Genomic DNA, 15,133 nt, shown 5'->3' with positions numbered 1-15,133 from the left:
TGGCGATGCCGCCAGGCGAGTGCACCATTGGTCATGGGACAAGTGCTGCCTCTGTGTGGCGACGATGCCATGCGAACTGAGAGGTCCTACTGCGCGAGCGTTGTCAAGACTGAGGCCGGGTCTCATCAACCCGTAGCAGCTCACTTGATGCGATGATCTGTGTCCAGAGCGGAGGCCAAGGGCCGAGGGCCACGGCTCTGAAAGCCAGGCTCTGCGCGCGGTAGTCAGCTCACTGGTACGCGAGGGCCAAAGGGCATACACCGGCCGGTCTGCGGTTTGAGGCGACATGCGGGTGATCCACGCGATCCACGCCCCGGAGACGGAGACCGGCTGCAGCACGCAGAGGTGATTCAGGGGTGAGGCGCACACGCCATGGACTTAGACGGAATGCAGGATGCGTGACGTCCTCCTCGTACCGATCGCGCAATGGGCGTGCGCATGCCGTGATGTTTCACGTGGAACGCTGCGGGAATGGCCCCCTAGGACACTGTCTGGACGACCAGTCGGGTGATGGGCGCGTGTCTTCAACGTCGTAACAGTCGAGGCGAAATTCCTGGATTCTATTCGGAACGTGCGCGTGGATGGCCTTGTGACTGAGCGATGTTCCACGTGAAACGAACACCTGACCGTTAGATGCAGTCCGCTTCGGGAGTGGATAGCGCCCATGGGCGCTCGATGTTTCACGTGGAACGATCGCGAAGACCATGCCTTCGCGACTGGAGTGCGTCCTGCCAGGCCAGATCGGTCACAATGTGGCCCGGAACTCCGGGTGGTTCCACGTGAAACGCGCGAATCTCTGTCGATGCTCCGTAGACTGTCCGGGTCGTCCAGTAGAGGAGTGTTGTCCATGGCGGAGCGCAAGAGGGGACTCGGTAGAGGCCTCGGAGCCCTGATTCCCAGTGCACCTGTCGAGGAGCCGTCTTCGGAGTCGAGTGTCCGGCGAAACGACGCTGGGGGTGCAGAGGCGCCGCAGGCCGGTAGCGCGGCAGCGCAGTCGGAGTCGACCGTCGCAGCTGATACCGCAGCGGTGAATGCGTCCGATGCGACGGAGAGCAACGACTCCCGTACGGATCGACCTGGGCGAGTCAAGTCGGAGGCTGCACGTTCCGGGACGGGAGCACCCCAGCCTGAGGAGTCTAAGCCGTCGTCGTCTCCCACGGGGGTTCGCTCCAAGACCGGAGCGGCGACAGGAGCGTCCTCGAAGTCTGGAACTGCCGCCTCGCGGAGTGGAAAGGCATCCACCGCCCCCAAGTCCTCAAAGAAGAAGGGGAAGGGAACGTCGACTGCGGCCGGGGCCCCCGTCTCCGAGGCGGATGCGAGGGCGACTGCGGTGGACCCCAAGCACGCCGAGTCGAGCGGTTCTGCGGAGGAGGCGACATCGTCCGTTTCACGTGGAACGGGCGGCCGTCGCCGCCCGGTCTCGGCCAGTGCTCGACAGAGCGCCATGAAGTCCCGGATGGATATGGGGGCAGCCCTGCAGAACCGCGGAGGAAGCGGCCGCCCGTCCGACATGTTCTTCACCCCTACTCCCTCGTCCGCGGAATCAGCGGAATCTGCCGATTCTCCGGACGAGGCCTCGGATCAGCAGGAGTCCGTGCAGTCGGCTGCTCCCGCCGCCTCGGACGCCACCACGGAGGTGCGCACTTCCGTCACCGAGCCCCCAGAGGGCGCGACGGACGCTGATCGGACGGCTGATGTTTCACGTGGAACGTCGAGGGCTGACGCGGAAGGCGTCGAACCAGAGGCCGTAGTCGCGGAAACCCCCGCGCCCGCTGCGGATCTGCCTGCGGATCCCGACACGTCGGACCTCGCCTCGGTCCCCGGCGCGGCGTTCGCGGAAGTCCCCGTGGGCAGCATCCACCCCAACCGGAAGCAGCCGCGTCAGATCTTCGACGAGGACGAGCTCGCGGAGCTCGCCTACTCCATCGGCGAGCTCGGAGTCCTTCAGCCGATCGTCGTCCGGCCGTCCCGAGAGCCGGACGGTCAGCCCTACGAGCTGGTGATGGGTGAGCGCCGTTGGCGGGCCACTCAGCGCGCGGGCCTCGACACCGTGCCCGCCATCGTCCGCGACACCGCAGATGATGACCTCCTGCGCGATGCACTGCTGGAGAACCTGCATCGCAGCCAGCTGAACCCTCTGGAAGAGGCTGCGGCGTATCAGCAGCTGCTCGAGGAGTTCGGGGCCACTCAGGAGGAACTGTCTCGACGCATCGGGCGCTCCCGTCCGCAGATCTCCAACACGCTGCGTCTGATGCGCCTGCCACCGCTGGTTCAGCGCCGGGTGGCGGCAGGTGTGCTCTCGGCCGGCCATGCTCGTGCGTTGCTGGCGCTGGAAGATCCTGCCGAGATGGAGCGGCTGGCCCAGCGCATTGTTGCTGAAGGCATGTCGGTGCGCGCTGCTGAGGAGGCAGCATCGCTGTCCAAGCGCGGCAAGCCGGGGCGTCGACCCGCGGCCAGGGCCCAGGAGCACCACAGGGAGCGTCTGGACTATATCGCCGACGCCTTCTCCGACAAGCTGGACACCAGCGTGAAGATCAACCTGGGTGCCCGCAAGGGGCGGATGACGATCGAGTTCGCCTCCGTCGAGGATCTCAATCGCATCATCTCGGTGCTGGATCCGCAGACGCAGGATGCGGCTCAGGAGGACTGAGCGCCTGCTGGCACCTCGCCCGGATCGGTCGTGACGACAGCTCCGGGCGGGGTGCGGCACCGCCTCGCTCCCTGACCGTCTGGTACAGCGCTGAACACGCAGAAGAGCCCCTTTATGTGATGTACGTCACATAAAGGGGCTCTTCGTCGCTCTGGAGGAGGTCAGGCCTTGGGTCGTCGTGCCAGCTCTCGAGCGATATCCGAGGTGCTGAGCGTCCCTGTGGGGTGATCCTGGGAGGACTGCGCGAACATGCGCTGCAGGCCCACGGCGATCGCCTGAGCGATATGCGCTCGGTACTCCCCCCGCTCCAGATCCTCGGACTCCCCGGGGTTGGAGAGGTAGCCCATGTCCAGGTAGATCGTGGGCGCAGGCGTGGTGCGCAGGACGATCCACTGACGGCCATGGCAGCCCAGATCCAGTGCACCCGTGCGTGCGACCATCTCGCGCTGGATCAGCGAGGCGCCGCGCTGGCCGATCGGGGAGAGGGCGTCCTGCTCGGAGCCGGAATTCCCCCAGAAGTACGAGGCCATGCCGCTGGCCTTCTCCGAGCGGTTCCAATCGCATCCGAGCACGACGACCACGGGCTGGCGCACGCCCTCGAGGGCCTCATCCAGGGTGCCGGGAGTCTCGATCACCGTGCCGTCGGCGGCCTGGAGCGGCTGATCGGAGACGACGACGGGATGGGCGCCGATGTCGGCGAGCAGCTCGTGGGCACGAGCTGCGACATCCAAGGAGAGGTCCCGACTGCGCTGCCGATCCGCAGGGGGAGCCTCCGCAGGGCTGGGGTGCTCCCCGATCATGGCGCTGGGCACCAGGATAATGCGGTGCGAGCGCACTGCGCCGTTGGCGGACTCCAGATTGTGGAAGTCGCGCAGAGAGAACGCCTTGGAGTTCGTGATGTTCTTGTTGATCCGGGCCAGGGCCTCGATGGTGCGGTGATCCACTCGGCCGCTGCGCTCCAGTCCCAGGCTCTGCTGCAGCTCCAGCACAGCGAGGTGAGTCTTCTCCTCGAACGCGCCGTTGAGATGGCCGTAGTACAGACCGAGGAGGGACAGATTGTGCTGGAGGCGCTCGACGTCGTCGCCCCGCATGGGCTCCTGGCGGTCCCACTGCAGCGGACGGTCCCCCAGGGTGTACTGGGCCTCGCTGAGGCGCCGTTCGGTCTCCGGGCCCACCAAGCCGTCGACGATCAGTCCCCGGCTCTGCTGGAAGGCCCTGACCGCCGTCTCCAGGGCGGCGTCGAACTCAGTGGCCTGAGGGCCGTCCAGGTCGGTGTCCTGGGGCAGCTGGCCGGCGCGCACGAGTCGCTCGCGCAGGACCCGTACGCGGCGGTCGCTGTGGCCGCGGCCCAGGGAGGCGGCAGAGGAGTCGGACATGGAGACCTTACGGAGTCGGGAACGAGGGAAATTCCTTGAATACTAGAGGCACTCGGTGCGTGTGTGCATCTCACCAGCGGGAAGAGGCACCCGAACGGCCCCCGGAAGCCCCCGCGATGGCGGGCTTCCGGGGGCCGTTCGGCAAGTGAGCGGATCAGGCGCCGAGGAACTCGGCGAACTCCTTCTCGAGAGCTGACTTGGGCTTGGCGCCGATGGACTGCTTGGCCACCTCGCCGTTGTTGAAGACGTACACGGCCGGGATGGACGTGATGCCGTACTTGGCGGCGATGGCCTGGTTGTCGTCGACGTTGACCTTCACGACCTTCACGGAGTCGTGCTCCTCGGCGATCGAGTCCAGGACCGGGCCGACCATGCGGCAGGGGCCGCACCATTCGGCCCAGAAATCGACGATGACGGGCTTGTCGGACTGGAGGACCTCGGCCTCGAAGTCGGACTCGTTGACGGCTGCTGCGTTGCTCATGGTGTGCTCCTTCTGGGGTGGTGAGGGTCTGTGGGAGGGCCTGGGCTCAGCCGGCGCGGGCGTCCAGGTAGTGCCCGGCGTCGATCGCCGCGGCGCAGCCGGAGCCGGCGGCCGTGATGGCCTGCTTGTAGGTGGGATCCAGGACGTCGCCGGCGGCGAAGACGCCCGGCAGCGAGGTCCGGGACGAGCGGCCGTCGACCTGGACGGTGCCGTCGGGATCGATCGCGAGCTGGTCTGCGAACAGGCCGGTGCGGGGATCGGCGCCGATCGCCACGAACAGGCCGGTCACCGGAAGCGCGGAGGCCTCCTGCGTGACGGTGTCTCGCAGGGTCAGCTCCTCGACCTTGGACTCGCCCGAGATGCCGATGACCTCCTTGTTCCAGAGGATCTCGATCTTGGGGTCCTCGAAGGCGCGCTGCTGCATGATCTCGGAAGCGCGGAACTCGTCGCGGCGGTGGATGATCGTGACCTTGGAGGCGAACTTGGTCAGGAACGTGGCCTCTTCGATCGCGGAGTCTCCGCCGCCCACCACGGCGATGTTCTGCTCGCGGAAGAAGAAGCCGTCGCAGGTCGCGCACCAGGAGACGCCGTGGCCGGACAGCCGCTTCTCGTCCTCCAGGCCGAGCTCGCGGTAGGCGGAGCCGGTGGCCAGGATGACGGCCTTGGCCCGCAGGACCTCGCCGCCCTCGACCGTGATCTCCTTGATGTCGCCCTCGAGCTTCAGCGACAGAGCGTCCTCGTAGCGGACGTCGGCGCCGAAGCGCTCGGCCTGGGCCTGCATGGTGCCCATGAGCTCGGGGCCCATGATGCCGTCCTGGAATCCCGGGAAGTTCTCGACCTCGGTGGTGTTCATGAGCTCGCCGCCGGCGGTGACCGAGCCGGCGAGCACGATGGGCTTGAGGTTCGCGCGCGCTGCGTAGATGGCGGCGGTGTAGCCCGCCGGCCCCGAGCCCACGATGACGACGTCGTGCACCGTGGCGCTCGGATCGGCAGCCACGGACTGCGCCGCGGACGTCTCCGGGGTGCTCGAGGAGAGGTCGAGGCTGATCGCGGGGCTGAAGTCTGGGCTCACGTTCGCGGTCCTTCTTCCTTCGTGTGCGGTGCTTGCGGTCCGACGGCTGCCGGGCGGACCGGGTGCGGATCGTGCGCGTGTGACAGGCGCTGCGATCCGTCGTCTGCCCGCATAACCAGGGGACAGCAGGAACTATTCCGGCAACCGCGGCAACTTGACTTGACGATGTGTCAGCAAGCTGGGCTGAGCTGCGAGCTCAGGAGACCTCGATCTCGGCGATGCGCAGACCGTAGGGGTAGTCGGCGATCGGCTCCTCGAGCGACGGCAGCTCGGTCCACTGGACGATCAGGTAGGGGTGATCGTCCTGCGCGGCCTCGTCGGAGAGCTCCACGGTGGTCTCCGGGCCGTCGAAGGAGCCCTGGCCGATCTCCACTGCGCCGTCGAGCGACGGGCTGTCCGCGGCGTAGACCGTGAAGGAGCCGCCCGTGCCGCTGGTCTGCTGGATCGTGAGCTCGTGCATGGGGGTGGACTCCTCGAAGCGCACCGCCAGGGCCACGGAGGACACGAGCTGGCCGTAGTCCGCGGCGGAGAAGCCGTAGCTGACCCATGAGGTCTCGGGATCGCCGTCGATGGCCTGGTTCAGGGTGGCGTCCTGATCGGCCATCAGAGTGGGGTCGTCCGGGACCAGGCGCGTGACGGTGGTGGGAGCGGGGACCGCCTGCTCCGTGGGCGAGGCCGACGCGGAGGGCTCCTCCTCCGGGCCGAAGACCTGCCCGGAGTTGAAGACCTTGCCGAGTCCGCCGAACACGATGCCCGCGCCCACGAGGATGAGCAGCAGGAGCAGCGCGAAGATCAGCGCGAGCCGTCCCTTGCCCCCGGAGCGGCCGGAGCGCGAGGAGCTCGAGCCGCGCGCGGCGGACGAGCCGCCGCTGGACGACGAAGCTGCGGCTGCCGCACCCGTCCCGGCAGCCGCAGCGCCCGAGCGCGAGGAGGCCCCGGAGCGCCGCGAGGACCTGGGCTCCTCGGACTTGGGCCGCGACGCGCCGGCGCTCTGGTAGTCGTACTCGTAGGAGTCGAAGCGGTTGTCGCCGTCGTAGCTGGGGTCGATCGACCCGCTGGCCGACTGCATGCGCTGCTGCGGCTCCGTTCCGCGGCCCGCGGCGGCGCGGTCGAACAGCGTGGCGCGGGTCGAGGCCTCGGAGGCGCGTCGGGGGCGGCCCAGGCGCTTCTCGACCTTGGGCGCGGCCGGGGCCGTCTCGATGTCGTCCTGATCGTCCCAGCGCCCGAAGTCCTGCTCGGCGGTGTCCTCGTACTCGGGGGCATCCGGCTCGCCGTCGTCGAGGACGTAGGCGCCGGCCGAGCTCGAGGAGCGGGGGCGGCCGAAGATGTCGTCGGAGAGGGTGTCGTCGTCCACGGTGCCCGGCTCAGCCAGCAGCTCCTCGAGCAGCACCGCGGGAGCGGCGAACGAGGTCACCAGGTACGGCGCGGCTCCGGACTGGCCGAGGTCCAGGATGTGCAGATCGGCATCCACGGCGCCGATGGCCATGGTGCGCGCGTTCTCGACCACGCGGGCCGTGTGCGCCTCCGACGGCACGAGGATGGTGACCTCGCGGCCGAGGATCTGGTCCTTGCCGCCGAGCACGTGATCGCCGTCGGAAGTGGTCTGCACCTCGTCGAGGACGATGTAGCGACCACCCAGGACGGTGCCGAGGCTGATGGGCTGGGCCACGAGGTCTCCTGTGGATCTGCGGGTCCGCCGCAGTCAGCGGCAGAACGGGGTAGGGAGCGGCGGGTCAGTCGCAGTGTACTCGGGGGTCCATGCGAGCCGATGAGGACCTCAGCGGCGCAGGCGCGCCGTGAGGGGGGCCATCAGCTCGGGCAGCTCCTTGAGCTTGAACACCTTGAGCATGAACAGGTAGATCACGGCGCTGACGAGACCGCCGATGGCGAGGGTGCCGATGGCGCTGAGCTGCGAGGACCACGGCCAGCCCTCGGGGTCCCAGCCGCCCATGGCGTACAGGACGACGGTCGCCGCGACGGCGGTGACGAGAGCAGCGGCGATCGCGCGGATGTGGGTGTCGATGACCTCGGCGGTGCGGTAGTCGCCGATCGTGCGCACCGCGATCACGTGGTACAGCAGCGTCATCAGGATGTTCTGCCCGGCGTAGCAGGCGGCCACGGCGAAGACGACCAGGTGCGGAGGCATGGTCTGGCTGATGATCACCGCGGCCGCGACCGTGAGGATCGAGACAGCCAGCTGGACCATGAACGGGGTGCGCGCGTCCTCGCGGGAGTAGAAGAGGCGGCCGAGCATGAACGCCGTGGTCATGAACGGGGCGCCGATCGCGATCACCGCGAAGACCTGCCCGATCACCGCACCGGACTCGGGGACGCCGCCGGAGAAGAGCATGCCCAGCGGGCCGGCGAACACGATCATGGCCATCGTGCAGAAGATCGTGGCGATGCCCGAGTAGCGCAGGGCCTGGGACAGCGAGGCCTTGAGGGTCTCGTCGTCGCCCTGGGCGGAGGCCGCTGCCATGGAGTTGAACAGGACCGTGGCGATCGACAGGCCGATGACGCCGTGGGGCAGCGAGTAGAGCATGGCCGCCTGGTCCAGCGATGCGCTGCCGGCGATGTGCTGCGGCGGGTCCATCTCCAGGTACTGCTCGCGGAAGCCCGTGGGGATCGAGGCGGTGCGGGTCAGCGCCAGGAAGGCGAGGTTGGCGACGACGCCCGTGGCAAGCGTCCACACGGAGAGCTTGGCCGCCTGGGAGAGCCCGATGCCGCGCCAGCCGAACTTGGGGCGCAGCCCGAGGCCCAGTCGCTGCAGGGGCCAGAACAGCACGACAGCCTGCAGTGCCACGCCCAGGGTCGTGACCCCGGCCAGCAGCAGGGTCTGGGCGCTGGTCCAGGACTCGAGGGAGTGCTCTGCCTCCGCGAAGCTGCCGAACTGCCGGATGAAGATCAGCAGGCCGGCGATCGCCACGATGTTGTTCACGACGGGCGCCCACATGTACCAGCCGAACGCGCCCTTGGCGTTGAGCACCTGGCCCACGACCGTGTAGACGCCGTAGAAGAAGATCTGCGGGAATGTGAACAGGGCGAACGTGACGCCCAGGGCCAGCTGCTGATCCGACCAGTCCTGGGTCATGACCCGGATGATCGGCACGGTGCAGGCCACCACGACCAGCGTGATCCCGGCCAGGGCGATCACGGCCAGGGTCAGCAGCCGGGAGATGTAGTCGGCGCCGTCGTCGGCGGAGGCCTTGGAGGCCTTGATCACCTGGGGCACCAGCACCGCGTTGAACACGCCGCCGGCCACGAGCACGTAGATGTAGTTCGGCAGGTTGTTCGCGATCTGGAAGATGTCCGCCACCGAGGTCAGCGAGCCGATCGCGACCGTGATGAGGATGGTCTTTACGAAGCCCAGGATCCGGGAGACGAGCGTGCCGGAGGCCATGATGGCGCTGGACATGGCACCGGATCGAGCCACGTGGTCTCCTTCGAGGACGTCGGGCGCCGGGGGCGGCCCGTGCTGGGCCGGGCAGCCCGTGGTGAGGCGCCCGAAGCGGGGGTTCAGAGCTGGTGGATGATGAACTCGCGGGCGATGTCTGCGATGCGCCGCTCGTTCGGGAAGGACAGGCGGCGGCCGAGGTCGTCGATCTTGACCCACGCGACGTCCACGGCCTCGTGATCGGGATCGTTCTCGGTGGTCAGCTCGCCGCCCACCGCCTCCAGGAGGAAGTGGTGCACGGTCTTGTGCACGCGGTGCCCCGAGACGGAGAACCAGTAGTCGATGCTGCCCAGCGGAGAGATCACCCTCCCGGCGATCCCGGTCTCCTCCTCGATCTCTCGGACAGCGGCGACGCCGTCCGTCTCCTCGTTCTCCGGGTGGCCCTTGGGGAGGCACCACTCCAGGCGCCCTCCGCGGTTGATCCGGGCGATGATCGCCACCGGCAGATCAGGTGAGTCGAAGTCGACGACGATGCCGCCGGCCGAGACCTCTTCCACCGTGGGCAGCGCAGCGACGGGCCCGGAGGGCCGTCTCTTGGGTGCGCTGGGTACGGGGAAAGCCATGCGCTCAACACTAACGGCTGAGTCTGGGAACGGGCGGAGCCGCCGACGTCCCCCGGCGGTCCGCGACGCGTCCCCGCAGGGCAGAGGCCGGGGGTCTGGAATGATGGGCGCGATGACCCAGCAGCTCGACACCTCCGCCGTCCCCTCCGTCGTCCTGGAGGCGGGCCGCCGCTTCGCCGATGCCGGCCACGACCTCTCCCTCGTGGGCGGCCCCGTGCGCGATCTCTTCCTGGGCCGGGTCGCCACGGACCTGGACTTCACCACGGATGCCACCCCCGATCAGACCCTGGCGGCGGTGCGCGGGTGGGCGGATGCCACGTGGGAGATCGGCCGCGACTTCGGCACGATCGGGATGCGTCGAGGGGATCAGCAGCTCGAGATCACCACGTACCGGGCGGAGGCCTACGACCCTTCCTCCCGCAAGCCGATCGTCGCCTTCGGGGACTCCCTCGAGGACGACCTGGTCCGGCGCGACTTCACGATCAACGCGATGGCGCTGCGGCTGCCGTCGATGGAGCTGGTGGATCCCCACGGAGGCGTGCGAGATCTGGCCGCCGGCGTGCTGCGCACCCCGGGCTCCCCGCACTCGTCGTTCGACGACGATCCCCTGCGCATGATGCGCGCAGCCCGCTTCGCCTCCCAGCTCGACCTGCAGGTCGCCCCGGAGGTCCTGGCGGCCATGACGGAGATGTCGCAGCGTCTGGAGATCGTCTCGGCGGAGCGCGTGAGGGAGGAGCTGATCAAGCTCCTGTGCGGCAGGGCCCCGCGCCGCGGGGTGGAGATCATGGTCGACACCGGCCTGGCCGACGTCGTGCTGCCGGAGGTGCCCGCGCTGAAGCTCGAGACCGACGAGGCCCACCATCACAAGGACGTCTACCAGCACTCGCTGACCGTGATGGAGCAGGCCGCGGAGCTGGAGACCGGCCCCGACGGCCCCGTGCCGAGCCCGGACCTGGTCCTGCGGCTGTCGGCGCTGCTGCACGACGTCGGCAAGCCAGCGACCCGGCGCTTCGGCCCGGACGGCGCGGTCACCTTCCGCCACCACGAGACGGTGGGGGCCAAGATCGTGAAGAAGCGCATGAAGGCGCTGCGCTTCGACAACGACACGATCGCCGCCGTCACCCGCCTGGTCGAGCTGCACATGCGCTTCTACGGCTACGGCGACGCCGAGTGGACCGATTCCGCGGTGCGCCGCTACGTGCGCGACGCCGGCCCCCAGCTCGAGCGCCTGCACCGCCTCACCCGTTCTGACGTCACGACCCGCAACCGCCGCAAGGCCGCGCGCCTGGCGCGGACGTACGACGAGCTCGAGCAGCGGATCGCGCAGCTGGCCGATCAGGAGGAGCTGGAGTCCATGCGCCCCGACCTCGACGGCGAGCAGATCATGGCGATCCTGGGCATCCCCCCGGGGCCGCAGGTGGGGAAGGCCTATAAGCACCTGCTCGAGCTGCGCCTGGACGAGGGCTCTCTGGGCGAGGATGAGGCCGAGAAGCGGCTGAGGGCTTGGTGGGAGAGCCAGTGAGCGCACCCGCGCAGTCCGAGACGGGCCGGAGGGGCTGGCGGTCGCCGCGCGGCATGCGCTCCGGGCAGTGGCTGTGGCTGCTGCTCGGGCTCGGCACCTGGACCATGATCGTGGCCTGGCTGCTGCGCTTCTCGTGCCATCAGCTGGGGTGGAACGGGGCGCACACCCAGCAGCTCGTCTGCTACTCCGACATCGGCTACCTGTTCACGACCCGGGGGATGTCCGACGGGAGCTTCGCCTACCTGTCGCAGGATCCCTCCGCGCTGCTGGAGTACCCGCTTCTGCAGAGCCTGATCGCCACGGCGACGGGTCGTGCCGCCTACGGCCTGGGCGAGGGGCTGCCCGTGCCGACGGTGCAGAACATCTACTTCGATCTCAATGCCGCGCTGCTGCTGCTCGTGTGGCTCGCCGTCGTGGTGATGGTCGCGGCCATGGGCACTTCCACGGTCCACACCGCGGCGCTGGCCGTCTCCCCGGCGGTGGCCGCCACGGCCCTGATCAACTGGGATCTGTGGCCGGTGCTGACCTCGGTCGCCGCGCTTCTGGCCTTCCAGCGCAGCCGCTGGGCCGTCGGCGGCGTGCTGCTGGGACTGGGCACGGCTCTGAAGCTGTGGCCGTTCGTGATGCTCGGGGCGGTGATCGTGCTGGCGCTGCGCCGGCGCGAGCTGCGCCCGGCGGTCATGGCGGTCGTCTCGGCCGTCGTCGCATGGGTGGTCGTCAACGTGCCCTTCGCCCTGTGGGACCGCCAGCAGTGGAGCTGGTTCTGGAGCTTCTCGGGTGAGCGCGGTGCCGGGTTCTCGTCGATCTACCACGTGTGGAACGTCGTGTGGGCGCCGGAGCTGGGCGCGCAGCCGCTGGCGGCGGAGTCGCTCAACGTGATCGCCTACGGGGTGTTCGCCCTGTGCTGCGCGGGAGTCCTGGTGCTCGGGCTGAAAGCCAGGCGCGAGCCCACCCTCGCGGAGCTGTCCCTGCTGATCGTGGCCGCCTTCGTGCTGACCAACAAGGTCTACTCCCCGCAGTTCGGGCTCTGGCTCGTCCCGCTGGTGATCCTGGCCGCCCCCCGGCTGCGGGAGTACGCGGTGTGGCAGGTCATCGAGGTCGTGCACTGGATCGCGGTCTTCACCTGGCTGTACTCGATGGTCGCGGATCAGCCGAATGCGGAGGCGATGGGCCGCTTCTACGCAGCGGCCGTGGTGCTGCACATCCTGGCCGTGGTGTGGCTGTGCGCCCGGGTGGTCGTGCGCCTCCTGCGCGGCCTGCCGGTCTACGACCCGGACCGGATCGGCGGGAGCGCCGCCGAGACCGGGTCCTCCCCGGCTATCCTGAGCGCGGATCGCAGTGCCGGATCCTTCCCTGCGCGGCCGCTGATCATCGCCGGGGAACCAGACACCCGAGCAGGAGGGGCAGGACGCCATGGCTGACGGACGCCCCGGCAGGCGCGGGACCAACGGTCTCGTGCTCTTCGTGCTCGGCATCCTGGCCGTGCTGCTCTCCTTCCTGCTGCGGGTCCCGTGCCGCGTGCCGGAGTGGAGCGTCGACTCCCGCTTCCCGGGCCTGTGCGCCGCCGAGCTGCAGCCCGGCGACCTCTCCGTGACGCCCGGGGGCATGCTCTCCGGCTTCTTCACGGGAGGCCCCACGGGCGATCAGCCGATCGTCGTGGGCATGTTCACGTCGATCCTGGGCTGGATGACCACTGGTCTGGCCGAGGCCTTCAGCTTCGAGATCACCCCGAACACGGTCCTGGACCTCACCGTCTTCCTCACGGCCCTCGTGTGGGTCGTGACCATCACCGCGGTCGCCTCGCTGTCCGGCAAGCAGCCCTCGGACCCCGTGGTCCTGGCCTTCGCGCCCACCGTCCTGCTGGTCGGATTCACCTCCTGGGACCTGTGGGCCGTGATGTTCATGATGCTCGCGGTCGCCTCCTACATCCGGGGCTCGCCGGGAGTCGCCGGCGTGTGGATCGGGCTCGGCGCCACGGTCAGCTTCCTGCCGCTGCTCGTGCTGATCGCCATCCTGTTCCTGGCCGCGCGCTACCGCTACCTGGGCGACTTCATCAGCGCGCTCGTGGTCTCGCTGGTCGTCTTCGCCATGGTCAACGGGCCGTTCATGGTCCAGGAGTTCGACCGCTGGCGCGAGCGCATGGGCGAGACCATGCGCTCGCCGGTCTCGAGCGACTCCGGCTGGAGCGTGTGGAACGCCCTGGGCGCACCGGCCACCGGACTGTCGATCGACTCCGCGAACCTGGACCAGATCTCCATGATCGCGATCCTGCTCGGGGTCGTGGCGGTGCTGCTGGTGAGCGTGCTGGCCGGCAAGGAGCCGAGCATCGTCCAGGTGCTGCTCATGCTGCTGGCCGTCTTCCTGCTCTTCAGCCGGGACTGGTCGCTGCTGCAGTCCGTGTGGCTCGTCCCGCTGGTGATCCTGGCCAGGCGCAGCTGGCTCGAGTTCTTCCTGTGGCAGGCCGTGGAGATCGGCTACTGGGCCACCATGAACGCCCCGGCCGGGGCCTGGGAGACCCAGCCGCTGTTCGGCGACTGGGGCTGGTCGCCGCAGGCCCTGCTGGCCGCGGCGCGCTACCTGTTCCTGATCTGGTTCATCGTCATCGTCGCCGTGGACATGCAGCGAGGCCGCCGCGCGACCCAGATCGGTGTGGCCGCGAGGAACGCATGAGCCAAGAGGTCGGCGCCTCCGCAGAGGCAGAGCCCGAGCTCGATCAGGACGTCCAGGAGCTCGGTCCCGCCGAGCAACGGCGCCGCCGACGCCTGCGCCGGTCGCTGTGGACCTGGCTGATCGTCGTGGTCCTGCTCATCAGCGCCGGCGGCACCGCCCTGAACTGGTTCATGGTGGATCGCGACCCGGAGGAGCCGGTCGAGGACTGGCTCGACGCCATGGTCGACGGACGCTCGCGCCAGGCCCTCGCCCTGTTCGGCGACTCACGGGGCAGAACCGGCGCGGAGAGCATGCCGAATGCGGCATACAGGCAGGCCGAGGGACGGATCAGCTCCTGGGAGATCGTGGACGTCCATCGCGACGGCGATCGGGCCCAGGTCACCGCCTCGGTGCGCTGGCCGGACGGGCAGGTCCCGGAGGGCGCCGAGCAGGGCGAGGAGCACACCTGGTCGGTGCACCAGGTCCGGCGCACCGGGCCCCTCAACGACAGCTGGGAGATGGACGGCGTGGATGCCAGCACGCTGACGGTGGCCGCTCCCGGGATCCGGGACCTCTCGATCAACGGCGAGCGGATCCGTCTGGACCCCGAGGATCGCACCGTGGCCGACGGCGCCGGGGGCAAGTGGCAGTGGGAGGCCCTGCCGGGGAGGTTCGCCGTGGATCTGCCCCGAGGCGACGACTACGTCCTGGCCGAGCCGATCGATCCGGCCGAGGTCCTGCTCGGCGATCCGCAGCCGCAGGAGGTCGTCGTGGAGCTGGAGCCCTCCCCGCAGCTGTGGGCCGAGGTGGACCAGGAGATCGTCCGCAGCGTCGAGAGCTGCATGGACTCGACCTCCGTGAGCCCCGACGCATGCCCGGCCTCGCGCCGCTGGGCGGAGGGAGGCGTGCCCCGCGCCGATGCCGCGGACAACGCGGAGATCGAGGTCCCCGAATCCGATCTGAAGGATCCCAAGGCAGGGGCCGAGATCTCCGAGGTCGAGTGGGAGCTGGTCTCGCGGCCGCCGCTGTGGCTGGTCGCCGAGGAGGACTCCGACTCGCAGCTCGACTGGGTCGCCGACGAGACGGCGCAGGCGGAGGCTCGGCTGTCCTACCTGGAAGACGGCAAGAGGGTCGAGGAGATCGTCAGCTTCCCCGTGCATGTGGACGTCACCTCCGACGGCAGGGACGCCGAGATCGACGTCGCGCTGCGCTGAGGGCCTCCCCGCAGCGGGCGGGCGCTGAGGGCCCGTCGCATGCCGCAGCGGCCATGGACCCCGGGTCGGCGGTGGTGTACAGTCGATCAGTCTGTGCGAACAGGGCCCCGTCGGGGCCGACTGCCGCAGACTCGCATTGAACCTCCTGCTGC

The 15,133-nt window shown here is 69.1% G+C and carries 11 protein-coding genes; 5 read left to right on the top strand and 6 right to left on the bottom strand.

Annotated elements, in window-relative coordinates; genetic code table 11:
- Positions 1-1,462 precede the first annotated feature (1,462 nt).
- Positions 1,463-2,650, top strand: coding sequence for a ParB/RepB/Spo0J family partition protein (locus JOE55_RS07320; RefSeq protein ID WP_204783234.1), 1,188 nt, complete (start codon positions 1,463-1,465; stop codon positions 2,648-2,650).
- 161 nt (positions 2,651-2,811) lie between these two features.
- Here JOE55_RS07320 and JOE55_RS07315 read toward each other — a convergent pair whose 3' ends face one another.
- From JOE55_RS07315 to JOE55_RS07290, 6 genes are all read right to left on the bottom strand, one after another.
- A complete protein-coding gene (locus JOE55_RS07315) occupies positions 2,812-4,026 on the bottom strand; it encodes an N-acetylmuramoyl-L-alanine amidase (RefSeq protein ID WP_024289500.1) in 1,215 nt (404 codons plus the stop codon).
- 154 nt (positions 4,027-4,180) lie between these two features.
- Positions 4,181-4,507, bottom strand: a complete 327-nt coding sequence (trxA, locus tag JOE55_RS07310; protein ID WP_006214374.1) for a thioredoxin — start codon at positions 4,505-4,507, stop codon at positions 4,181-4,183.
- Between the two features lie 46 nt (positions 4,508-4,553).
- The gene (gene trxB / locus JOE55_RS07305; RefSeq protein ID WP_058871631.1) at positions 4,554-5,579 is read right to left on the bottom strand and encodes a thioredoxin-disulfide reductase; all 1,026 of its coding nucleotides are present in this window, start codon (positions 5,577-5,579) and stop codon (positions 4,554-4,556) included.
- A 196-nt stretch (positions 5,580-5,775) separates the two neighbouring features.
- Entirely contained in the window at positions 5,776-7,248 is a 1,473-nt protein-coding gene (locus JOE55_RS07300; protein WP_204782486.1) for a hypothetical protein, read from the bottom strand.
- A gap of 108 nt (positions 7,249-7,356) precedes the next feature.
- Positions 7,357-9,012: a murein biosynthesis integral membrane protein MurJ gene (gene murJ, locus JOE55_RS07295; RefSeq protein ID WP_024289503.1), complete on the bottom strand. Its 1,656-nt coding sequence runs from the start codon at positions 9,010-9,012 to the stop codon at positions 7,357-7,359.
- A gap of 83 nt (positions 9,013-9,095) precedes the next feature.
- A complete protein-coding gene (locus tag JOE55_RS07290; RefSeq protein ID WP_024289504.1) occupies positions 9,096-9,596 on the bottom strand; it encodes an NUDIX hydrolase in 501 nt (166 codons plus the stop codon).
- Between the two features lie 112 nt (positions 9,597-9,708).
- On the opposite strand from JOE55_RS07290, the gene JOE55_RS07285 reads away from it, so the two are divergent.
- The 4 genes from JOE55_RS07285 to JOE55_RS07270 are packed head-to-tail and all read left to right on the top strand — an operon-like array spanning position 9,709 to position 14,981.
- Positions 9,709-11,118 (top strand): CCA tRNA nucleotidyltransferase, encoded by a 1,410-nt coding sequence (locus JOE55_RS07285; RefSeq protein ID WP_204782485.1) that lies wholly within the window; start codon positions 9,709-9,711, stop codon positions 11,116-11,118.
- The gene (locus JOE55_RS07280) at positions 11,115-12,539 is read left to right on the top strand and encodes a glycosyltransferase 87 family protein (protein ID WP_204782484.1); all 1,425 of its coding nucleotides are present in this window, start codon (positions 11,115-11,117) and stop codon (positions 12,537-12,539) included. Before JOE55_RS07285 ends, JOE55_RS07280 begins: the two co-directional genes overlap by 4 nt.
- Positions 12,532-13,788: a glycosyltransferase 87 family protein gene (locus JOE55_RS07275; RefSeq protein ID WP_239546500.1), complete on the top strand. Its 1,257-nt coding sequence runs from the start codon at positions 12,532-12,534 to the stop codon at positions 13,786-13,788. The genes JOE55_RS07280 and JOE55_RS07275 overlap by 8 nt, the downstream gene beginning before the upstream one ends.
- On the top strand, positions 13,785-14,981 hold the full coding sequence (locus tag JOE55_RS07270) for a hypothetical protein (protein ID WP_204782483.1): 1,197 nt from the start codon (positions 13,785-13,787) through the stop codon (positions 14,979-14,981). The genes JOE55_RS07275 and JOE55_RS07270 overlap by 4 nt, the downstream gene beginning before the upstream one ends.
- The last annotated feature ends 152 nt before the right edge of the window (positions 14,982-15,133 follow it).

Origin of the sequence: Kocuria palustris, from assembly GCF_016907795.1 — a bacterium.
In the GTDB taxonomy this organism is placed as follows: Bacteria; Actinomycetota; Actinomycetes; order Actinomycetales; family Micrococcaceae; genus Kocuria; species Kocuria palustris.
The sequence above is the reverse complement of the archived record's forward strand: the minus strand, read 5'-3'. Positions and strand labels throughout refer to the sequence as shown.

What these genes read in the sequence shown, in the direction of transcription:
- JOE55_RS07290 (WP_024289504.1), bottom strand. Translation starts at nt 9,596, where the DNA reads ATGGCTTTCCCCGTACCCAGCGCACCCAAGAGACGGCCCTCCGGGCCC.
- JOE55_RS07315 (WP_024289500.1), bottom strand. Translation starts at nt 4,026, where the DNA reads ATGTCCGACTCCTCTGCCGCCTCCCTGGGCCGCGGCCACAGCGACCGC.
- JOE55_RS07270 (WP_204782483.1), top strand. Translation starts at nt 13,785, where the DNA reads ATGAGCCAAGAGGTCGGCGCCTCCGCAGAGGCAGAGCCCGAGCTCGAT.
- JOE55_RS07285 (WP_204782485.1), top strand. Translation starts at nt 9,709, where the DNA reads ATGACCCAGCAGCTCGACACCTCCGCCGTCCCCTCCGTCGTCCTGGAG.
- JOE55_RS07320 (WP_204783234.1), top strand. Translation starts at nt 1,463, where the DNA reads ATGGGGGCAGCCCTGCAGAACCGCGGAGGAAGCGGCCGCCCGTCCGAC.
- JOE55_RS07275 (WP_239546500.1), top strand. Translation starts at nt 12,532, where the DNA reads ATGGCTGACGGACGCCCCGGCAGGCGCGGGACCAACGGTCTCGTGCTC.
- trxA (WP_006214374.1), bottom strand. Translation starts at nt 4,507, where the DNA reads ATGAGCAACGCAGCAGCCGTCAACGAGTCCGACTTCGAGGCCGAGGTC.